Source organism: Comamonas testosteroni ATCC 11996, assembly GCF_000241525.1.
Classification (GTDB): domain Bacteria; phylum Pseudomonadota; class Gammaproteobacteria; order Burkholderiales; family Burkholderiaceae_C; genus Comamonas; species Comamonas testosteroni.
Window position 1 is genome coordinate 186137 of record NZ_AHIL01000032.1, and the last position, 17664, is coordinate 203800.

Below are 17664 nucleotides of genomic sequence, written 5' to 3' on the forward strand. Positions count from 1 at the left end.
CATATGCGGTAGCAGCTCTTAAATTTGAGGCTCGCCGGGGGTCGAGCTGCGCACCTGGTTGTGCAGGCGGGCGTAGAGGCCACCCAGCTCCATCAGTTGTGCATGCGAGCCCTGCTCGGCAATCTGGCCGCGTTCCATGACGACCACACGGTCCGCATGCTCGATGGTGGACAGGCGGTGGGCGATCACCAGCGTGGTGCGGCCCTGCATCAGCCGGTTCAGGGCCTGCTGGACCAGGCGCTCGGACTCGTTGTCCAGCGCCGAAGTGGCTTCGTCCAGAATCAGGATCGGCGCGTCCTTGTAAAGCGCGCGGGCAATGGCCAGGCGCTGGCGCTGGCCGCCCGAGAGCTGGCTGGCATTGTGGCCCACCAGGGTGTGCAGGCCCTGGGGCAGATTGCGTACAAAGTCGCCCAGATTGGCCGCCTCCAGTGCGGACCAGACGCGGGCCTCGTCAATATCCTTGCCCAGCGCCACATTGGCCGCGACGCTGTCGTTGAGCATGACCACGTCCTGGCTGACCATGGCGAACTGCTGGCGCAGCGTATTCAGGTCCCAGTCGGCCACGGGCACGCCTTCCAGCATGATCTGGCCGCTGGTGGGCGAGAAAAAGCGGGGCAGCAGATTGACCAGCGTGGTCTTGCCGGCACCGGACGGGCCGACCAGGGCCACCACCTCGCCAGCCTTGACATTCAGGCTCAGGTGCGAGAGGGCCGGAGCCTTGTCCGGGCCGAACTGCACGCTCACATCGCTCAGCTGCAATGCGCCGCTGACCTTGGCGGAGGGCTTGAAACTGCCGCCTTGCTCGTCGGTGGAGCCTTCGAGCAGGGCCAGGCCACGCTCCAGTGCGGCCACGCCGCGCGTGATGGGGTTGGCCACATCGGCCATGCGGCGAATGGGCGCAATCAGCATCAGCATGGCCGAGATGAAGGCGGCAAAGCCGCCCACGGTCACATCCTGCACGCTGGCCGAGCCGATGGCGGCGCCGCCTTCGCGGCTTTGCCACAGGGCGATGCAGAGAATCACCGACAGCGCAATCGCCGCCAGCACCTGGGTCAGCGGCGTCATGGCGGCCGAGGCGATGGTGGCCTTGGTGTTCAGGCCGCGCAGCTGACGGCTCAACTCGCCAAAGCGCGACTGCTGCGAAGCCTGGGCACCATGCAGGCGCACCATGCGGTGGGCCAGCACGTTCTCCTCCACCACATAGGCCAGCTCGTCAGTGGCTGTCTGACTGGACTTGGTGATGCGATAGAGGCGGCGCGACAGCGTCTTCATGACCCAGGCCACACCCGGCACCATGAAGGCCACGATCAGCGTCAGCTGCCAGTTCAGATAGATCAGGTAGCCGAGCAGGGCAATCAGCGTGAAGCCGTCGCGAGAGATGCTCATCATGGCCTGCACCAGCTGCTGGGCGCCGGTCTGCACCTCGTAGACGATGGTGTTGGACAGCGCCGATGCCGATTGCCTGGAAAACAGGCTCATGTCGGCGGCCAGCAAGCGCTCGAAGAGTTTCTGGCGCAGACCCAGCATGCCGTCATTGGTGATGCGTGCCAGCGCGTACTGGCCCGTGAACTGGGCTAGACCGCGAATGACGAACAGGCCGATCAGAAACACGGGCACTGTCCACAGCGGAAGCGAACCAGCCGTAAAGCCACTGTCGAGCAAAGGCTTGAGCAGTGCCGGCATGGCGGGCTCGGTTGCGGCCCCCACCAGCGTGGCCAGGATGGCCAGACCCCAGGCCCAGCGCTGGCCCGAGAAATAAGGCGTCAGGCGCTTGAGGCGCTGCATCAGCGGCAGCTCGGATGGATTGACGGGGGCTGCTTGAGCGGGAGCTGGGGCAGGGACGGCCTTGGCGGTCTCGCTCGGCGATGGGGACGGTGTGGCTTGCATAAGCGCGTGATTTTAGGGCTTGTGCTTTTTGGAGTCCGCACGGATCTCAATAGATGAAATTCGGGATGAAGTTGTAACCAACTATGCCTGTTTGAATATAAAGCGCAAGCCTGCGGCAGAATCGACGGGGGGATTGCCTCTGCGCTCATGCAGACTCTGGCATGCTCCCGATCTGAAAGTTTTGTGGCACTTGCGTTTGATCACCCTACTGAGCACGTTCTTACATCAGGAATCCGTCAGTGTGTGTAACATTCGCGCTTGTGTTTGTACCGGGCAATTCCGGAAATTTTGATGGCTGCCAATGACTATTGACCGACTTCCATCCCTGACAACCTGGGCGGCAGGGCCGCGCGCTTCCCGTAGAGCCATGCTGGCAACGCTAGCCGCCACGCCGGCCCTTCCGGCACTGGCCCAGTTCAGGGTTGAGGTAACAGGCGTGGGCCTGACACAGTTGCCGATCGCAATTGCCCAGTTCAAGGGAGAGGGCTCGGCCCCACAGAAGATTTCCGCCATCATCCAGGCCGACCTGGAGCGCAGCGGGCAGTTCCGCGGCGTGGATGCCTCAGGCATGGCGCTTGACGAGACCTCCCGTCCCGATGTGGCCCTGTGGCGCCAAAAGGGTGCCGATTCGCTGGCGACCGGCAGCATCACGCGTCTGGCCGATGGCCGCTGGGATGTGCGCTTCCGCCTTTGGGATGTGGTCAAGGGCCAGGACCTGGGTGGTCAGGGCTTCGCAGTCACCACGGGCGATCTGCGCCTCGTGGCCCACCGCATTGCCGACTACATCTATGAAAAACTCACGGGCGAGAAAGGCATTTTCTCCACCCGCATTGCCTATGTGACCAAGGCCGGTGCTCATTACCGCCTGTGGATTGCCGATGCCGACGGCGAGAATGCCCAATCTGCGCTGTCCAGCCCCGAGCCCATCATTTCCCCGGCCTGGGCGCCCAACGGCACGCAACTGGCGTATGTGTCCTTCGAGTCACGCAAGCCCGTGGTCTACGTGCACGATGTTGCCAGCGGCCATCGTCGTCTGCTGGCCAACTTCCGCGGCTCCAACAGCGCTCCGGCCTGGTCGCCCGACGGCAGCCGTCTGGCCGTGACGCTGAGCCGCGACGGTGGCTCGCAGCTCTATCTGCTCAGCGCCCAGGGCGGTGAGCCCCGCCGTCTCATGCAAAGCAGCGGCATCGATACCGAGCCCTGCTTCTCCAGCGACGGCCGCACCATTTACTTCGTCAGCGATCGTGGCGGCGCGCCTCAGGTCTACAAGGTTTCGTCCTCGGGCGGCAGCGCCGAGCGAGTGACCTTCAGCGGCACCTACAACATCTCGCCTGCCATCAGCCCCGACGGCAAATGGCTGGCCTATGTCTCCCGCGTGGGCGGTGGCTTCAAGCTCCAGGTCATGGATCTGGCGACAGGCACCGTGAACTCCGTCACGGACACCACGGCGGACGAAAGCCCGAGTTTTGCGCCCAACAGCCGTCTGATTGTTTACGCCACCATTCAGGGAGGCCGTGAAGCGCTCATGACCACCACGCTGGACGGCAAGATCAAGGCGCGCCTGGCAGGTGCAAGTGGAGACATACGTGAGCCCGACTGGGGCCCGTTCCAAAAACACTGATTTGAAGTTTGCTTTCCCTCTTTCTTTCTAGTGATGAAGTCCGTTGTGGACTGTTCGGAGAAATCTCATGTTGACTATCAAACGTCTTTCCCTGGCTTTGGCTGTGACCGCGCTGGTCGCAGGTTGCAGCTCTGGCGTCAAGCTGGACGACAAGCCCGTTGACGGCTCGCTGTCCAGCCAGGGTGCTGGTACCAGCGGCCAGGGCCAAAGTGGCGTGTCGGGCGTGGACCTGACAGGTTCCGCAGCTTCCAAGGCCGGCCCTCAGGGCGTCAGCCGCATCGTCTATTTCGACTTTGACAGCTACTCTGTCAAGGCCGATGCACAGCCCCAGATCGAAGCCCATGCCAAGTTCATCAAGGCCAACCCCGCTGCCAAGGTACAGCTGGAAGGCCATACCGACGAGCGCGGCGGCCGTGAATACAACCTGGCCCTGGGTCAAAAGCGCGCTGAAGCCGTGCGCCGCTCTCTGGGTCTGCTGGGCGTGAACGACGCTCAGGTTGAAGCTGTGAGCTACGGCAAGGAAAAGCCCGCTGCCGAAGGTCATAGCGAAGACGCCTACGCCCAAAACCGTCGCGTTGAAATCAACTACCGTTAATGATGAAGCAGGCCTTGTTGACTCTCCGTCACGCAACGCTGCCTCGCTTGGTGGCGGCCGGCCTTCTGGCCGGCTCTGCCATCAGCGCCCATGCAGCCCTGTTTGGTGATGACGAGGCGCGCCGCGCCATCATCGAACTGCGCCAGCGCGTTGACAGCCTGCAGCAATCGCAGGAGCAAACCCGTCGCAGCCTGCTGGACCTGCAGTCGCAGATCGAGTCGCTCAAGTCGGACCAGGCCAAGCTGCGAGGTCAGAACGAGCAACTGACACGCGATGCCGCAGAGTTGCAGCGTGGTCAGAAAGATCTGGCCAAGGGCTTTGACGAGCGGCTGCGCCAGTTCGAGCCCGTCAGCGTGACCGTGGACGGAGTGGAGTTCACTGCCGATCGCAATGAGCAGCAGGAATTCGAGCAGGCTCTGGGCATGTTCCGTTCGGGCAAGTTCCCCGAGGCCGGTCAGGCCTTCGCCGCTTTCCTGCGCCAATGGCCCAAGAGCGGCTATACACCGTCGGTGCGCTTCTGGCTGGGCAACTCGCAGTACGCCACGCGCGACTACAAGAATGCCATCGCCAATTTCCGTTCGGTCATGACCAATGCGCCCATGCATGCTCGTGCACCCGAGGCGGCCCTGTCCATCGCCAACTGTCTGGTGGAACTCAAGGACACCAAGGCAGCTCGCAAGACCCTGGAAGAGCTGCTGCAGGCCTATCCGAACTCGGAAGCCGCAGGGATTGCGAAGTCCAAGCTGGCGACACTCAAATAATGGCCGAATATTTTCAGCCTCAAGCGGAAACAGCGCCCCAATCCGGCGCTGTTTTTTCTATGGAAGAAGCAGATGTGCAGCGCCGCTTTGGCGGTTTGGAGCGCCTCTACGGCGTGCAGGGGGCAGCCCGGATTCGTGCGGCCCATGTAGTGGTGGTCGGTGTGGGTGGAGTCGGCTCATGGACGGCCGAGGCCCTGGCGCGCAGCGGCGTGAGCCGCTTGACTCTGATCGATATGGACCATGTGGCCGAGTCCAATATCAATCGCCAGATCCACGCGCTGACCAGCACGGTGGGGCAGGCCAAGATCGATGCCATGCGTGATCGTATCGCCGAGATCAATCCAGCCTGCGAAGTCAATTGCATCGATGAATTTGTCGATCCGGACAACTGGCTGCAACTCTTGCCAGCCGATGCCGATGCCGTGATTGACGCCTGTGATCAGATCAAGGCCAAGGCCGAAATGGCGGCGCATGCGCGCAAAACCAAGCAGTGCTTTATCTCTGTTGGTGCTGCAGGTGGCAAGCGCATGGCCCACTTGGTGGACATTGCAGACCTCAGTGCGACAACCCATGATCCGCTTCTATCGCAGCTGCGCTACCGATTGCGCAAGCAGCATGGCGCTCCCAAGGATGGCAAGCGCATGGGGGTGACTTGTGTGTTCAGCCGCGAGGCCGTGGCACCACCTGATGCCTCTTGCTCGATCGAAGGTGGTGATGGCAGTCTCAACTGCCACGGCTATGGCTCTGTCGTGGCTGTGACAGCGACCTTTGGTCAGTGTGCTGCAGGCTGGGTACTTGATCAATTGGCTCGCAAACCCAGCTAGTCCAACTAATTCAAGAATTAGGCAAAGAGCCTGGAAAAATAGATTACAATAACGTCATTCCACTGATTAGGCAACTACTGCTTTTGATGTGTGGCAGGGTCTTTAGCTCAGTCGGTAGAGCAGCGGACTTTTAATCCGTTGGTCGCGAGTTCGAATCTCGCAGGACCCACCAGAATACATAAGCCGCTACAGCTATTAAAGTTGTAGCGGCTTTTCTGCTTTATGTGACCACATATGTGACGGGTCTCATATCCAGTGATTCCGTACAGTGGTTATACAGTCATCACGGCTGTCTCGTTGGGCTGAGCAGTCGCCCGCCATCGGGCCTTTATGTAACGCTCCGTTGTCGCTTTGTCAGAGTGTCCGCAGAGCAGCTGGATCTGCTCGATGGGCGTCCCAGACAGCCACATATCAGTGGCACCTTTGCCCTTGAGGTCGCGGAAGCCAAAGGAGGCCATGGGCGGAATGTTCTTGGTAGCCCTGATCTCGTTTGCGGTCCTGATGGCTTTGCCGAGCATGGAATTGATGCCACCGTAGGTGTACCCAGTGCCCGCTCGCGTGTGCACCAAAGGCTGGTCCAGATGCGGATTCGGACCCACGGCACGGTTGATCAGTTTTTCCAAGCCCTCGGTCATCGCAATCTTGAGCCTTGTGCCCGTCTTTCCCTGCTCGAAGGTGATGATGCGATTCCCTGTGTGTGGATCGCGCGCGAGTACTTTCGGCGTCCAGTAGATGATGTCGCTTTCCGGGCGCTGTAGCGTGCGATAGGTTAGCTCCATCAGCACGCGCACCTGGGGCCAGGCCAAGGCATAGACCTCCTGATATTCCTGATGAGTGACATACCGGTCACGCTTTTTCTCCGAGTTTTCGCGCGTGCCGCTTTTTTGCATACACGGGTTGATCTTGAGGCCGGGGCATTTGTTTGTGCGGATCAGCCAGGACAGGCACGAGCTCAGACATGCCTTTTCCCGATTGGCGCGCACTCCACGCTCAGCCGCAGAGCCTGCGTCCAAATAGGCTTGGACATGGTGGGGCTCAATGTGCTCAGGGAGCATGGCTCCAAAGAACACTTTGAGCGGCTCGGAGTCTTTTGTGTAGTCCGAGAGAGTCCGCGGCGCAAGGTCTTTAATGGACACCCGTTGTTGGCAGTCCATCAGGAACTGGTCCAGCCAGTACGCGGTGGTGCCATAGTTGCCCGCCGGGCTGTTGTAGATGGCTGCTCGCTCCTTTGCGGTGCGGACATCGGTGCCCATGCGCTCCCACCGGCCGTCCCTGTGACGGTAGTAGAAGGCGTTGTGTTTGAAGGAAAGGCGAGTGCCAGCGAGACCCATAGGGTCTCCATCTTTACGTGCGCGTCCCATGTTTTCTCTGTTGGAAGAAGGATTGCAGCCCGATCACGTTAGGTGTGGATGTGGCTGCGCTTGTGCTTTGACCTGTGGTCACGGCATTGCTGCCGGTCATGACTCTGTCGAACTCGGTACGCGCGACAAGAGGACGCCCGCTGGGCTTTGGTTTCACCACCATGCCCAGGCGCTCCAGAAAGCGGATCTGTGCGGCCCCATTTTTCAGAGGAGAGCAGATCTCATTGATCTCTGCATCGGTGAGGTATGGCCATGGATTGTTCATGAGCGTCTCCATGAAAAAGCCCCGCATCAGCGGGGCTCGGGGTGGTTGATTGGTTCGCGCCATCTGTCGCGCTTGTCGCCTCGGTCGCGGGCTCGCTTGCTCATAGTTCACGGTTCCTCACGTCGATTACCGGCGCCACCTTGGCCTTGGCCGTTCTGATGCGCGCCTTCAGACGGGCCTCTTCCTTTTTCAAGGACTCGACACCATCCCTGAGGTCATTCAAGCTTTTCTGAACATGCTTGTGGTCTTCCCAGGCGCGCTGCAGGCGAGCAACTTCCTTTTGCAGAAAGTCGAACGGGTCGAATACCTGGTCGCAAGCGGCGCAGCGCACGGTGCGACTGTGATCATCCAGGGATATCTTTTTGTGCTCGCAGAAGTTGTGCCAGTTCTTATTGGCTGTGAGCGTCTGCTCAGGAAGCTCAGTCCCTGGGAACTTCCTGATATTGGAATCAGGGGTATTCATGCTTGGCCTTTCTGGCCTTCCCGAAAGACAGATTGCCTGCTGTACAGGCGCTCATATCGGTAAGCCGCGTACTCCTTTTCCTTGCCGGCCATGTCATCCGGAGATTCAAACCAGCGCTCAGGCTTCAGCCATTGGGTTACTTCAATGGGACGGTATCCACAGTCAAACCAGCCGTCGTATCCGTACAGCAGAAGACCACGAGTCACGGTGCCGTCCTTGAGTTTGACGATCTCAGCAACGCCAGTCTTTGAAAATAGCTTCTGCTGATACCAATGGGATTGATCTACCCACCAGCCTTTTTCAGTCCTATCGCGGACTGTCACTTCGATTGCTTTAGTCATTCCTGCTGCGCTCCTTCCTTGGTTGCTGGCTGGGCGGCGATGGCGGCGCGGATTGCCTCGCGCGGCGTTGATCCGCTGCCACGGTGATTCGGCTTGCCTTCGTCGTTGTAGATCTCGGCATCCCATGGGCCTTCGTACTCAGGCACCACTGCAATGCGCTTTTGCTCCATGGCATCCAGCAGCTCGCTGTCGGTCATCTCGTCACGACGAATCTCAGAAACCGCGAACGCAAGTAGCTGCGCCTCCCGCGCGTCTGCCTGCGTCTGAGGTGCTGTGAACACCGTGCGCCAATGTCCCTCGTTGGTCTTGCGGCAAGGCTCCACATCCTTGAAAAACTGCCCTGTGTGCGTGTTGACGTAGCCGAATGGCTCCGCCGCCTGCGCTGCGGCTTTCAGGGCGGTGTTTTCGTCTTGCAGTTCTTTGACCCAAGCTCGCAGTTGTGACATAGCCAGATCGCCTCCGCGCTTGTTCCAGGCGGCGATTGCTTCCTGCTCGGACTTGTGCCAGCCAATGCCGACGGATCCATTCATCAGCTGGAAATCGCAATCAGCGCATCCGACGCCGTAGCATCGGTCTTCGATCTTTTCCAGCGTTGCCAGGCCGAGGCAGAAGGGGCAGCTGCGCAGGTCTTCGGGTTGTTGATTCATATTGGTGGCTCCCAGAATGAGAAAAGCCCGCGGCTGCAGGCTGGGGTGTTGGTGGTCAGGCAAACAGCTCGAGCTGCCCAAGCGGTAGTGGTGCGGGCTGGTTCAGCCAGGCGGTGATGAAGGTTTTGTAGAGCGGCGGCGGTATGCACGAGGCTATCCATCCGCCGCTAACGTTTCGGGACTGCTCGCTGATCTCAAACAAGTGCCAATGCTCATTGATCCGAGCACGCAAGGCCGTGGCCCATGGGTTCATGCTGGGCTTGTACTTTTCTGGAAGCGGGCAACTCAACTCAATAGTCCCGTCGGGCAAAGTGCGGAGTAGCTCAGGTGCTTCCTGCATTCTCAAAGTGACCTTGTCTAGCAGCTTGCCTAGTTTTGCGTCTTGGTCGGCATCGATGTTGAGTCGCATAGGGCTCCAGAAAGCAAAAAGCCCGCTCTTCAAGGCGGGCTGGTTGGTGGATGGTTGAATGAGGCTTTCAACCTCAGGAAACAACAATGCGTTTTTCGAGAAGCTCTCTAATTCGTACTGCTGCGTTGACCGTGGTTACAGCGGGAGTTGCTGCGCTGTATGGCTGCGCTGTCTCTGTGCCTAAGGGCATACAGCCTGTGGCTGGCTTTGATGCCAAGCGCTACATGGGAACTTGGTACGAGCTGGCCCGCATAGAGCACAGTTTTGAAAAAGGTCTGACCCAGGTCTCTGCGCAGTACAGCCTCAACGACGATGGCACCGTGGCCGTGGTCAATCGAGGCTATGACGCATCGAAGAAGGAATGGCGTCAAGCCAACGGCAAGGCGCGATTCCTGAGCGATCCCAGCGTCGCGGCGCTCAAGGTGTCTTTCTTCGGTCCGTTCTACGGTGGCTACAACGTGGTGAGTCTGGATGACCAGTATCAGACGTCTTTGGTGATTGGCAACAGCCTCGACTACTTCTGGCTGCTTTCCCGAAGCAAGAGCATCCCTGAGCAGCAATTTAGGCGATTGCTGGAGAAGGCCCAATCGCTCGGTGTGGACCTGAGCCAAGTCCAGGTTGTCCCACAGTAGCTAGACAATTTTCAGCTCCAGAGAATGAGAAAAGCCCGCTCAGTGGCGGGCTGTGATCCTGTAAGTATGTGCCTGTTAGTGGCGGCAAGGAGGTAGGTGACCTTGCTCCTCTTTGAGGCTTCAGAAAGGGCGCGCCGCAGCTTCAGCAGCACTTGGCGGCATTGATTCTGTCATGTCGATGCTGTTCATAAAAAAGCCCGCCCGAAGGCGGGCAATGGCAATAGGGTGGAAGAACCTCTAGGTCTTGTTCCGGCCTCGATAGTCGAGGTCGCTGGCAGAGTAGTTCTCGCGCTTGCGCCAGTCCATCTGTACGGGGCCGGCATGGTCGGCGGGATAGGTGATGCGTTCCTTCTCTCGGCTGAGCTCCCATCGCTTGGCCTCCACGATATGGTGAACGGCGGGTTTTTTAGTTGTGCTCATGGCTAAGACTCTCAGTAGATTGCAGAACAGTTGATCCCACGGTACAGGGTTACCGCAGGCAGGTCTATCGATTTCTTGTTAGAAAGAGCAGGGGGGAGATTTGGCTCAAGCACCACTCCCTTGTCGGCGCTGCATGTTGTAAACCAAAGGTCTTTCACTTCACCTATACTGGTTCCACTCGCTGTTTAGGCCGTTCGCCCCAACAGTGCCTGTCTGACACCATTGCCGCCCCTTGGCCGCAGGTAGCCGCTCTTCTCGCAAAGCACGCGGTGGTCACTCCCCTCTAGGCGAACTCCCCAGATCCTGAACATCCTTATGGATCTGCGTTGCCCCCTGAATTCACAGCGGGCCTGCCCTATCTCACTTGATGGTCTGCGCAATCGTGCGTGCGGCCGTCCATTTTCATGCTGCACAAAAACATTACAGAGCAGATTGGCCGCTACGTGGTCACACCTCTGACACAGCCGAGCACCAGCGGCCAATTCCTGGCTGCCGTTTCCATTCGCCGCGGCGCTTATGACCGCGTCATTCGATTTGTCCCTCAGTTTTCTAACGAGTCGCTCGCCTCTAACTATGCCCTGACCGAGGGGCGCAACATGGTGCTCAACCACAGTCTGAATTGAGCGGCTGAATCCTTCACTCACAGGAGCTAATTTGGCAAAAGAAGAACTAATCGAGATGTCAGGACGAGTTGATGAAGTGCTGCCGGATGCGCGATTTCGCGTGACTCTGGAGAACGGCCATCAGCTCATCGCATACAGCGGCGGAAAGATGCGCAAGCACCGCATCCGTGTGCTGGCGGGCGACAAAGTGACCGTTGAAATGTCGCCTTACGACCTGAACAAAGGACGAGTGACCTTTCGCCATCTTGCTCCACGCACTGGTGGCGCTCCTGGTGGCAATCCTGCCTTCAAGCGCCGTCGCTAACCCTCTCAACCTCTTATTCGCTCATCGCTGAAATGCATGAGCTCACTTTGAAAGAACACAATGCAATCCAATCTTTATGTGACCAATCTCAGCTACACGGTTGACAGCGATGCCCTGCGCGCACATTTCGGCAGCTGCGGTGATGTCGTTGCCGCTGACATCATCATGGACCGTGAAACCGGCCGCTCGCGCGGCTTTGGCTTCGTTGAAATGGGCACTCAAGAGCAGGCCCAGAAAGCGATCGAAACACTGAATGACCAGCCGCTTGGCGGTCGCGCACTGGGAGTGGCCTTGGCCCGTCCACGCAAATAATCTTCTTCGATCTGTAAGAAGGGCTCACGCCAAAAGCGTGAGCTTTTTTCTTTTGCAGCCTCTCTTCCCGCAAGAGCAACTCAAGAGACAAGCTTCTTGATTTCCTGAAGCTGAACCTCCAGCCAGCCCGCCTTGATGGCCAGCTCTTTGCATTGCTGCGCTGCCTCTTGAAGGATGTAGGGTTTGATGCCCGAGACGCGCCAGCCCTTGTGCACGGACACCGCATCCGCCTTGGCAGCCAGGCGGCGCTGGCGCTCGAGCTCCATTCCTTGGGCTCGCATGGCGGCCATGCGGGAATCGGTGATGGGGTCGCCGTTGTGATTCACGAAAGTCAGACTCATGGGAGCCTCCAAAGAAAAATGCCCGCGGTGTGGCGGGCAGGGGATTAATGAGTGAGTGGCTAGAACGGGCTTTCGCCTGGAGACGTATCAGTTGGAGCGGCCTTCGGGCCGGTCGTGCTGGCGCTGGTTGCCAGTGAGGAGGGCAGGTCGCTCAGGCGAGTTCTGCCTTCGCCGCCCAGTGCTTCGATCAGATCGGGGATCAGGCGCGACAGCTCGCCGGTGGCAATCGCCACATCAGTATCAAAGCCGCTGTCGTCCTTGCTGTTGCCGTCCATGACCGCATCCAGCAGCACGATGTTCTTGATCTGCAGGCCTTCGGTCAGCACAAAGCTCACACGGTCGTCCCAGGTCATCGCCAGCTTGGTGGGCAGCTTGCCGTGCTCGATGTGCTGGCGCACCTCATCAATATCCAGCGGGTGGCGCGCATAGCGCACGACAGCCTTTGATTCGTCTGCGGCTTTCAGCTCCGTCTCGCGGTCGGCGGTGAAGCCGGTGGGTGGCTCCTGGGTCATCAGCCAATGCGCCATGGCGGCCTGTGGGCTGGTCTGGGTGTCCAGCAGTGCCAGGGCGAAGCCGGGCAGGCCTTCGACCAGCAGCGAGACCACCTCGTCGGCGCGGCCTTGAGCGCTGGTATCGAGCACCAGCGTGTGGGCCTGCGGGTCGATCCAGGCCCACATGCTGCCTTGCTTGGTAAAGGCCATGGGCAGCAGATCCAGCTTGGCCTCGTCCTTGAGCTCGCGCTTTTCCTTCTTGCCGGGCTTGCGGCCTTCGGTCTTTTCGATGTGCTCGGCTTTCTCGTTGACCTTGCGATTGAGCACGCTGGCCGGCAGCACCTTGGCCTCGGTCATGAAGCGCATGACCCACTGCCCGGCCACGGACTCGACCAGCGGCCCGTGCTGCTCGCCGCGCGGTGGCACCCAGCCAACGGAGCGCTCCTGTGTGGCGCCGCATTCGGCAAAGACTGTCTTCTGCAGGGCATCCTCCAGCGCCTGCAGATCGCCTTGCCAGCTCTTGGCAATGCGGTAAATGATCATGCTCTTGAACATCTGAACTCCAGAAATAGAAAAAGCCCGCTGATTGGCGGGCTCTGAAGTGGAGAGAGTGGAGGCCGTTAGTGGCCGCAAGGAAGTGGTTGACCTTGCTCTTCTTTGAAGTCTTCAGGAAGAGGCGCGCCGCAGCTTCCGCAGCGCTTGTCGGTGGTGGTATTTGTCATGCTGGTGATACTCATAAAAAAGCCCGCTCAATGGCGGGCAAAGGCAATTCTGTGGAGGCTCTCTAAATCTTGCTGCGGCCTCGGTAGTCAAGGTCGGTGGCGGAGTAGTTTTCTCGCTTGCGCCATTCCATTTGCACCGGGCCGGCATGTTCCGGAGGGTAGGTGATGCGCTCTTTTTCGCGACTGAGCTCCCATCGCTTGGCCTCCACGACATGGTGAACGGTTGATTTTTTAGTTTTGGTCATTGGTGAGGCTCTCTGTAAATATCCGAACGCTAGGCCCACAGTACATGGTTAATCCTTAGTGGTCTATCAATTTATTTTTTGAAGGCTTTGATGTGAGGGACGTCTGGCCGGGAGAGCGGAAGATTTCCAACCAAAGGTCTTTCGGTTCACCTATACTGGCCTCACTCGCTGTTAAGGCCGTTCGCCCCAACAGTGCCTGTCTGACACCAATGCCGCCCCTTGGCCGCAGGTAGCCGCTCTTCTAGCAAAGCACGCGGTGGTCACACCCCTCTAGGCGAACTTCCCAGATCCTGAACATCCTCGCGGATCTGCGTTGCCCCCTGCACTTAGCACGGGCCTTCCCTATCTCATTTGACGGTCTGCGCAATCGTGCGTGCGATCGTTCGCTTTCATGCTGCACAAAAACACTACAGAGCAGATTGGCCGCTACGTGGTCACACCTCTCACCCAGACTGACGCAAGTGGTCAATTCACTGCTGCTGTCTCTATTCGTCGTGGTACTTATGACCGAATCTTTCGGTTTATCCCGCATTTTTCTGATGAGTCGCTTGCCTCTAAATATGCTTTGGCTGAAGGCCGGAGCATGGTGCTTGGCCACCAGCTGAATTGAGCTGCATCATTTTTCAACCCTCAGTAGAAGCTTTGGCTACTGACTAATCTTCACCAAAGCACTCTCGTGGTTCTCTTGGGAATCATCTTTCGCTCTGAAAAATAAGTAGCGAAATTCATTTAGAAGGTACTGTATGCAAAGCAATCTCTACGTCTCCAATCTTGGCTATGGCATCGATCGCGAAACACTAAAATCACATTTTTCAAGCTGTGGGGATGTTATTTCCTCTGAAGTCATAATGGATCGAAATACAGGTCAATCGCGCGGCTTCGGCTTTGTTGAAATGGGCACTGCTGCCCAAGCAAAAACAGCGATCGACTCCCTGAATGATCAGTCATTGGGTGGTCGAGTTATCTCTGTATCTCTAGCCAACACACGCAAGTAATTTTTACTTGGCGTAAAAAAGCCCACATCTGTAAAGGTGTGGGCTTTTTGCATTTTTAAATTGTCGAGCTCAACGCTCTTCTTTGACGCACTTCACAATATTTTCGCTGACCCAAATGGCTGTCATTCCTGGGCAATGCCAGGCGCTAAGCGCTGAATTTTTGAATGCAGCAGTTGTTTCCTCAAACTTCTTTCCCGATTCGGGCTTACAGCCTCCCATGACCAGGCAAGTCAGCAGAACCGCCGAGGCGCTCAAGAAGAATCCTGCCCTCCAGAGGAGGTGGTTCCTGCTGCTTCGCCTCTTGGGTAGGTACTCAAGCTGGATTGGTGGCTTTGCCATACGCTTCAGTCTATGTTGATGGATGCGAACGCAACGGCCGCTATTGCACCCTTTGGCGCCTTAGAGCTCGCATGTTGATGACCTCCAATGGACGTCTGCGTAGCGAAGGCAAAAGCTCTGTCTGAAGACAGACTATTGCAATGAATTTTTCAATGCCTATTCTCTATCCTTATGCGCAAGAAGAGCGAAAAGACTTCCTGCAAAAAGGTCATGTCATGCCCAATCTAAGGTTGCTCTTTCAGGCATTGCACGGTCTTCTCGTCCAGCCACTCGGCATGCATGCCCGGGCAGGCGAACTCATCGCGCAGGCTTTGGGTGAAGGTTTTGGGTTCATCGGCTTGGGCATCGGGCGCGGACAGCCAGGCTGCGAGAAGCAGGGCGCCAACGATGACCAGCAGGGAGTCGACAATCGTCTTCAGCATGAGTCTCTCCTGTCAGTTTTCAAGGTTGAATGCTCAGAGGGGCCAGGCTTCTGGCGTGAGTGCGATCACCACGGCCGCGCCGACCAGGCAGAACAGGCCAAAGCCGGTGAGAGCCCATTGCGCGGCTATCAGCAGCTTTGTCGCAGGGGTATGGGGTGTCGATGAAGGCATGGAATCTCCTGAGGGCAAAGAAAAAGCCCGCGAGCGGTTGCTGCGGGCCTGGATAAAGAGCCGGTGACCTTTCGGGTCTGCCTGAGGAATGGTTCAGAGAGGGAGGGAGGAGATAAACCCCAGGCCCGGCTGGAAACTAGAATGGGTCATCAGACTGGAGGTGCTTCATGACCCAGGAGGAATCTGGCGCATTCGCTGCGCTGTCGATGATCTTGACCGCAGTCGTCAAGGCGCTACCGCGCGAGACTGCCCATCAAGCGGCGAGAGAGCTGCGCGCTGCACAGCTGGATGCCAAGCATCAGGACGGGCCTGATAGAACGGACCCTGAATTCAGGCTTGGCCGCGATCACTTGGTGAATGCGTATCGCGAGCTTCTCAATAACGTTGCCGAGGGCAACGTCTAGCTTGTCGGTGGTGTGAAGAAGTGAATCTGACTTGCCATCTGGCGTGACCACTGTCGCCACGACGCAAAGCGCCGAGTTCGTGACTGCCGCCAGCCCAGGCCCATTCCTGTGCTGCCATACCTGCTCGAGCAGTCACGCCAGATGTCCCTGAATTCAGGGCAAAAAAAGCCACCCTGCGGAGGGTGGCTTAAAGAGGCTTTACTCACACACGAGTAGCGCTCATTCAAAGACATCACATAGGGTGGATACTTTCACTAACATCTGGTGTTGTCAGTATTTTCTATTGATGGAAACACATTAATACATATTTACTATCTTTGATTATCCCCCAAAAGCCCTGCTGCAGGGAAAGACGCATGTGAGGCCGATGCCGGTGAGTGCCTATTGCGCGGCGAGCAGCGGCTTGGGAAGGAATAGCGGCTGGAGTCGATTGCACGCAAGCTCCTGTGGGAAAACAAAAAGCCCGCGAGCGGTTTGCTGCGGGCGCGAATAAAAAGCCGGTGACCTATTTGGTCATGCCTGGGCAAGTTGAGGAAGTGAAAGGAGTCTGTGACCCCAGGCCCGGCAAAAACAGGTACGTGACGCAAATTTTGCCCAAAGAGAGTCACGGAATCAATATGTACGTGGGCTCACAAACCATCTGGCGTGACCACTGTCGCCACGACGCAAAGCGCCGAGTTCGTGACTGCCGCCAGCTCAGGCCCATTCCTGAACTGCCGTACCTGCTCGAGCAGCCACGCCAGATAGCCCCCGCTACTTTCCCGGGGTGGTCATGATGGGCACCTAAGACCGGTGCGATTACCCTCTTGCAGTATTCCAGCCAGGCCCTTGCAAGCCTGGTTTGTAATAACCGGGGAGCCGACCCCCGGCACCATCAAGAAAAAGAGCGGATTAGCCAACTCCACCCACGTTGCAGTTTTTCATTGCCGCGCTCTTTCTTGATGGCCCCGCTATAGCCCTGCGGGAGAGGGCGCATGTATGGCACATGTTGGCTGAATGCTCACATCTCAAGATCTCCGGGCACAAAAAAGCCACCATAGAAGGTGGCTGTTGAAAATGAAGCTACGTAATCGTGGGAGCTGTCGAACACTCTTGCTACCAGTATCGATAGCTATGGCGCATGCGCGATTGCCTCTCCTCTTGTCTCCTCTTGTCTTTTTCAGGAGGTCCGCACTGTTCGATGTTGGGTGGACTGGGGAGTGGCTCACCTCTGGCGAAGACTCGTTTGACTGTTCTCCAAACCTTCAGGAATGAAGATGGGATGCGGCTTACTGACATATAGACCTCCAGACTGACACGCGTGAGCTACGGGCTCGCTGCGTCTCCGTGTGGTGCTGTCACGCCTTGTCGTTGACAGCAGGTGTTTCGGAGCTGGGCTGTGGGGCTTTTGGCGTCGGTGCGAGTGGTGGATCGAGACTGGGTTCGATGGGTTGAATCTTTGAAATCGGCTCGAGGAGCATCACCCACATATCCCGCCAGAACTCGGACTGACGTTTGTAGCCAAGTAGTGAAAACATATAGACCTCCGGTCAGATGCTTGCTCAAGCGGCAGAGATTTTGTTGAGGACCGCTTGCAGCAAAAGGCGGTTCGTTTTTTTGCGCAGCATCTGCTCAGGTGACTCCTCCTGCAGCTGTGCATCCGTTTGAAATGGCGTGTGAAAGATTCGGTCGTCATCCGCCACGTTCCGGGAATCGACTTCCTGTTTTACGTCGGGACATCGGGAGCGGATGCTGAAGATAGTTTTGTCGATGAAAGACATATAGACCTCCGGTCTATGGCAGCGGTCCAAGATAGGCCACATGAGTCCACGGTACTCTTTTTAATGACCTTAAACGGCGGTCTCAAAGTCCATGTCAGCAATGCTCGAATAGGCCTTAAACCGCAGCAGTTTCCTCAAAGAAAAGCCACCTGAAAAGGTGGCTGAGGATCATGGCTTTCTGCTTAGTCTGGGGCGTGAGCGTGGCAGTCAGGGCTTGTCGTTGGCTGCATCTGAGCCGAGCGTGGATGGTGGCGTTTCTGGCTTTGCTGAAGGCTCTTGATCGAAGCTTGAAGGGCTTGGTGGGAGCTC

At 57.9% G+C, this 17664-nt stretch carries 26 protein-coding genes and 1 tRNA gene; 12 read left to right on the plus strand and 15 right to left on the minus strand.

Annotated elements, in window-relative coordinates; translation table 11 throughout:
* Positions 1-18: 18 nt before the first annotated feature.
* Complete coding sequence (gene msbA, locus CTATCC11996_RS14205) at positions 19-1887, minus strand: lipid A export permease/ATP-binding protein MsbA (RefSeq protein WP_003077282.1); 1869 nt, start codon at positions 1885-1887, stop codon at positions 19-21.
* A gap of 301 nt (positions 1888-2188) precedes the next feature.
* Here msbA and tolB point away from each other — a divergent pair, with 301 nt between their 5' ends.
* The 5 genes from tolB to CTATCC11996_RS14230 all read left to right on the plus strand — a co-directional run bounded on the left by tolB (position 2189) and on the right by CTATCC11996_RS14230 (position 5860).
* Positions 2189-3508, plus strand: coding sequence for a Tol-Pal system beta propeller repeat protein TolB (gene tolB / locus CTATCC11996_RS14210; RefSeq protein ID WP_034349188.1), 1320 nt, complete (start codon positions 2189-2191; stop codon positions 3506-3508).
* A 67-nt stretch (positions 3509-3575) separates the two neighbouring features.
* Positions 3576-4103, plus strand: coding sequence for a peptidoglycan-associated lipoprotein Pal (gene pal, locus CTATCC11996_RS14215; RefSeq protein WP_003061517.1), 528 nt, complete (start codon positions 3576-3578; stop codon positions 4101-4103).
* Entirely contained in the window at positions 4103-4864 is a 762-nt protein-coding gene (gene ybgF / locus CTATCC11996_RS14220; protein WP_003077287.1) for a tol-pal system protein YbgF, read from the plus strand. Before pal ends, ybgF begins: the two co-directional genes overlap by 1 nt.
* Entirely contained in the window at positions 4864-5688 is an 825-nt protein-coding gene (locus tag CTATCC11996_RS14225; protein WP_003077288.1) for a tRNA threonylcarbamoyladenosine dehydratase, read from the plus strand. Before ybgF ends, CTATCC11996_RS14225 begins: the two co-directional genes overlap by 1 nt.
* Positions 5689-5784: 96 nt before the next feature.
* Positions 5785-5860 (plus strand) — tRNA-Lys (locus CTATCC11996_RS14230).
* A gap of 100 nt (positions 5861-5960) precedes the next feature.
* Here the strand turns inward: CTATCC11996_RS14230 and CTATCC11996_RS14235 are convergent.
* The 6 genes from CTATCC11996_RS14235 to CTATCC11996_RS14260 all read right to left on the minus strand — a co-directional run bounded on the left by CTATCC11996_RS14235 (position 5961) and on the right by CTATCC11996_RS14260 (position 9261).
* On the minus strand, positions 5961-7019 hold the full coding sequence (locus tag CTATCC11996_RS14235; RefSeq protein ID WP_003077291.1) for a site-specific integrase: 1059 nt from the start codon (positions 7017-7019) through the stop codon (positions 5961-5963).
* Between the two features lie 13 nt (positions 7020-7032).
* On the minus strand, positions 7033-7314 hold the full coding sequence (locus tag CTATCC11996_RS14240; protein ID WP_115597200.1) for a DUF4224 domain-containing protein: 282 nt from the start codon (positions 7312-7314) through the stop codon (positions 7033-7035).
* A gap of 100 nt (positions 7315-7414) precedes the next feature.
* On the minus strand, positions 7415-7777 hold the full coding sequence (locus CTATCC11996_RS14245) for a hypothetical protein (protein ID WP_003077297.1): 363 nt from the start codon (positions 7775-7777) through the stop codon (positions 7415-7417).
* A complete protein-coding gene (locus CTATCC11996_RS14250; RefSeq protein WP_003077299.1) occupies positions 7774-8118 on the minus strand; it encodes a hypothetical protein in 345 nt (114 codons plus the stop codon). The genes CTATCC11996_RS14245 and CTATCC11996_RS14250 overlap by 4 nt, the downstream gene beginning before the upstream one ends.
* Positions 8115-8765, minus strand: a complete 651-nt coding sequence (locus CTATCC11996_RS14255; RefSeq protein ID WP_003077304.1) for a Lar family restriction alleviation protein — start codon at positions 8763-8765, stop codon at positions 8115-8117. Before CTATCC11996_RS14255 ends, CTATCC11996_RS14250 begins: the two co-directional genes overlap by 4 nt.
* A gap of 55 nt (positions 8766-8820) precedes the next feature.
* Entirely contained in the window at positions 8821-9261 is a 441-nt protein-coding gene (locus CTATCC11996_RS14260) for a hypothetical protein (protein WP_003077307.1), read from the minus strand.
* Positions 9262-9362: 101 nt separating this feature from the next.
* On the opposite strand from CTATCC11996_RS14260, the gene CTATCC11996_RS14265 reads away from it, so the two are divergent.
* A complete protein-coding gene (locus CTATCC11996_RS14265) occupies positions 9363-9806 on the plus strand; it encodes a lipocalin family protein (protein WP_034349216.1) in 444 nt (147 codons plus the stop codon).
* Between the two features lie 237 nt (positions 9807-10043).
* On the opposite strand, the gene CTATCC11996_RS14270 is transcribed toward CTATCC11996_RS14265, so the two are convergent.
* Positions 10044-10226: a hypothetical protein gene (locus CTATCC11996_RS14270; protein ID WP_034349190.1), complete on the minus strand. Its 183-nt coding sequence runs from the start codon at positions 10224-10226 to the stop codon at positions 10044-10046.
* A gap of 404 nt (positions 10227-10630) precedes the next feature.
* On the opposite strand from CTATCC11996_RS14270, the gene CTATCC11996_RS14275 reads away from it, so the two are divergent.
* Genes CTATCC11996_RS14275 through CTATCC11996_RS14285 form a run of 3 tightly spaced genes read left to right on the plus strand, consistent with a single transcriptional unit; the run spans position 10631 to position 11465 of the window.
* Positions 10631-10849 (plus strand): hypothetical protein, encoded by a 219-nt coding sequence (locus CTATCC11996_RS14275; protein ID WP_003077316.1) that lies wholly within the window; start codon positions 10631-10633, stop codon positions 10847-10849.
* Between the two features lie 31 nt (positions 10850-10880).
* Entirely contained in the window at positions 10881-11153 is a 273-nt protein-coding gene (gene infA / locus CTATCC11996_RS14280; RefSeq protein WP_003077320.1) for a translation initiation factor IF-1, read from the plus strand.
* 60 nt (positions 11154-11213) lie between these two features.
* Entirely contained in the window at positions 11214-11465 is a 252-nt protein-coding gene (locus CTATCC11996_RS14285; RefSeq protein WP_003077323.1) for an RNA recognition motif domain-containing protein, read from the plus strand.
* A gap of 80 nt (positions 11466-11545) precedes the next feature.
* Here the strand turns inward: CTATCC11996_RS14285 and CTATCC11996_RS14290 are convergent, their stop codons facing one another.
* The 3 genes from CTATCC11996_RS14290 to CTATCC11996_RS14300 form a co-directional block, all read right to left on the minus strand.
* The gene (locus CTATCC11996_RS14290) at positions 11546-11806 is read right to left on the minus strand and encodes a hypothetical protein (protein ID WP_003077327.1); all 261 of its coding nucleotides are present in this window, start codon (positions 11804-11806) and stop codon (positions 11546-11548) included.
* A gap of 59 nt (positions 11807-11865) precedes the next feature.
* On the minus strand, positions 11866-12852 hold the full coding sequence (locus CTATCC11996_RS14295) for a recombination-associated protein RdgC (RefSeq protein WP_003077330.1): 987 nt from the start codon (positions 12850-12852) through the stop codon (positions 11866-11868).
* A 229-nt stretch (positions 12853-13081) separates the two neighbouring features.
* The gene (locus CTATCC11996_RS14300; protein ID WP_034349191.1) at positions 13082-13264 is read right to left on the minus strand and encodes a hypothetical protein; all 183 of its coding nucleotides are present in this window, start codon (positions 13262-13264) and stop codon (positions 13082-13084) included.
* Positions 13265-13655: 391 nt separating this feature from the next.
* On the opposite strand from CTATCC11996_RS14300, the gene CTATCC11996_RS25085 reads away from it, so the two are divergent.
* Positions 13656-13874: a hypothetical protein gene (locus CTATCC11996_RS25085; protein ID WP_080554076.1), complete on the plus strand. Its 219-nt coding sequence runs from the start codon at positions 13656-13658 to the stop codon at positions 13872-13874.
* Positions 13875-14007: 133 nt separating this feature from the next.
* Positions 14008-14259: an RNA recognition motif domain-containing protein gene (locus CTATCC11996_RS25090; protein WP_003061328.1), complete on the plus strand. Its 252-nt coding sequence runs from the start codon at positions 14008-14010 to the stop codon at positions 14257-14259.
* Positions 14260-14822: 563 nt separating this feature from the next.
* Here CTATCC11996_RS25090 and CTATCC11996_RS14310 read toward each other — a convergent pair.
* Positions 14823-15020: a hypothetical protein gene (locus CTATCC11996_RS14310; RefSeq protein ID WP_003061330.1), complete on the minus strand. Its 198-nt coding sequence runs from the start codon at positions 15018-15020 to the stop codon at positions 14823-14825.
* A gap of 33 nt (positions 15021-15053) precedes the next feature.
* Positions 15054-15191: a hypothetical protein gene (locus CTATCC11996_RS25890; RefSeq protein ID WP_003077333.1), complete on the minus strand. Its 138-nt coding sequence runs from the start codon at positions 15189-15191 to the stop codon at positions 15054-15056.
* Between the two features lie 167 nt (positions 15192-15358).
* On the opposite strand from CTATCC11996_RS25890, the gene CTATCC11996_RS14315 reads away from it, so the two are divergent.
* Entirely contained in the window at positions 15359-15595 is a 237-nt protein-coding gene (locus CTATCC11996_RS14315; protein WP_003077335.1) for a hypothetical protein, read from the plus strand.
* Positions 15596-16932: 1337 nt separating this feature from the next.
* On the opposite strand, the gene CTATCC11996_RS25095 is transcribed toward CTATCC11996_RS14315, so the two are convergent.
* Together CTATCC11996_RS25095 and CTATCC11996_RS14325 are read right to left on the minus strand one after the other, a co-directional pair.
* A complete protein-coding gene (locus tag CTATCC11996_RS25095; protein WP_080569874.1) occupies positions 16933-17112 on the minus strand; it encodes a hypothetical protein in 180 nt (59 codons plus the stop codon).
* Between the two features lie 24 nt (positions 17113-17136).
* On the minus strand, positions 17137-17355 hold the full coding sequence (locus CTATCC11996_RS14325) for a hypothetical protein (RefSeq protein ID WP_003061337.1): 219 nt from the start codon (positions 17353-17355) through the stop codon (positions 17137-17139).
* Positions 17356-17664: the final 309 nt, after the last annotated feature.

Excerpts from the sequence above, each read along its gene's own strand:
- CTATCC11996_RS25095 (WP_080569874.1), bottom strand. The coding sequence starts at position 17,112 with ATGTTTTCACTACTTGGCTACAAACGTCAGTCCGAGTTCTGGCGGGAT.
- CTATCC11996_RS25890 (WP_003077333.1), bottom strand. The coding sequence starts at position 15,191 with ATGCCTTCATCGACACCCCATACCCCTGCGACAAAGCTGCTGATAGCC.
- msbA (WP_003077282.1), bottom strand. The coding sequence starts at position 1,887 with ATGCAAGCCACACCGTCCCCATCGCCGAGCGAGACCGCCAAGGCCGTC.
- CTATCC11996_RS14275 (WP_003077316.1), top strand. The coding sequence starts at position 10,631 with ATGCTGCACAAAAACATTACAGAGCAGATTGGCCGCTACGTGGTCACA.
- CTATCC11996_RS14255 (WP_003077304.1), bottom strand. The coding sequence starts at position 8,765 with ATGAATCAACAACCCGAAGACCTGCGCAGCTGCCCCTTCTGCCTCGGC.
- CTATCC11996_RS14285 (WP_003077323.1), top strand. The coding sequence starts at position 11,214 with ATGCAATCCAATCTTTATGTGACCAATCTCAGCTACACGGTTGACAGC.
- CTATCC11996_RS14240 (WP_115597200.1), bottom strand. The coding sequence starts at position 7,314 with ATGAACAATCCATGGCCATACCTCACCGATGCAGAGATCAATGAGATC.
- tolB (WP_034349188.1), top strand. The coding sequence starts at position 2,189 with ATGACTATTGACCGACTTCCATCCCTGACAACCTGGGCGGCAGGGCCG.
- CTATCC11996_RS14300 (WP_034349191.1), bottom strand. The coding sequence starts at position 13,264 with ATGACCAAAACTAAAAAATCAACCGTTCACCATGTCGTGGAGGCCAAG.
- CTATCC11996_RS14325 (WP_003061337.1), bottom strand. The coding sequence starts at position 17,355 with ATGTCTTTCATCGACAAAACTATCTTCAGCATCCGCTCCCGATGTCCC.
- CTATCC11996_RS14270 (WP_034349190.1), bottom strand. The coding sequence starts at position 10,226 with ATGAGCACAACTAAAAAACCCGCCGTTCACCATATCGTGGAGGCCAAG.
- CTATCC11996_RS14235 (WP_003077291.1), bottom strand. The coding sequence starts at position 7,019 with ATGGGTCTCGCTGGCACTCGCCTTTCCTTCAAACACAACGCCTTCTAC.
- CTATCC11996_RS14245 (WP_003077297.1), bottom strand. The coding sequence starts at position 7,777 with ATGAATACCCCTGATTCCAATATCAGGAAGTTCCCAGGGACTGAGCTT.
- CTATCC11996_RS14250 (WP_003077299.1), bottom strand. The coding sequence starts at position 8,118 with ATGACTAAAGCAATCGAAGTGACAGTCCGCGATAGGACTGAAAAAGGC.
- CTATCC11996_RS14295 (WP_003077330.1), bottom strand. The coding sequence starts at position 12,852 with ATGTTCAAGAGCATGATCATTTACCGCATTGCCAAGAGCTGGCAAGGC.
- CTATCC11996_RS14315 (WP_003077335.1), top strand. The coding sequence starts at position 15,359 with ATGACCCAGGAGGAATCTGGCGCATTCGCTGCGCTGTCGATGATCTTG.
- pal (WP_003061517.1), top strand. The coding sequence starts at position 3,576 with ATGTTGACTATCAAACGTCTTTCCCTGGCTTTGGCTGTGACCGCGCTG.
- CTATCC11996_RS14290 (WP_003077327.1), bottom strand. The coding sequence starts at position 11,806 with ATGAGTCTGACTTTCGTGAATCACAACGGCGACCCCATCACCGATTCC.
- CTATCC11996_RS25090 (WP_003061328.1), top strand. The coding sequence starts at position 14,008 with ATGCAAAGCAATCTCTACGTCTCCAATCTTGGCTATGGCATCGATCGC.
- CTATCC11996_RS25085 (WP_080554076.1), top strand. The coding sequence starts at position 13,656 with ATGCTGCACAAAAACACTACAGAGCAGATTGGCCGCTACGTGGTCACA.
- CTATCC11996_RS14310 (WP_003061330.1), bottom strand. The coding sequence starts at position 15,020 with ATGCTGAAGACGATTGTCGACTCCCTGCTGGTCATCGTTGGCGCCCTG.
- CTATCC11996_RS14225 (WP_003077288.1), top strand. The coding sequence starts at position 4,864 with ATGGCCGAATATTTTCAGCCTCAAGCGGAAACAGCGCCCCAATCCGGC.
- ybgF (WP_003077287.1), top strand. The coding sequence starts at position 4,103 with ATGATGAAGCAGGCCTTGTTGACTCTCCGTCACGCAACGCTGCCTCGC.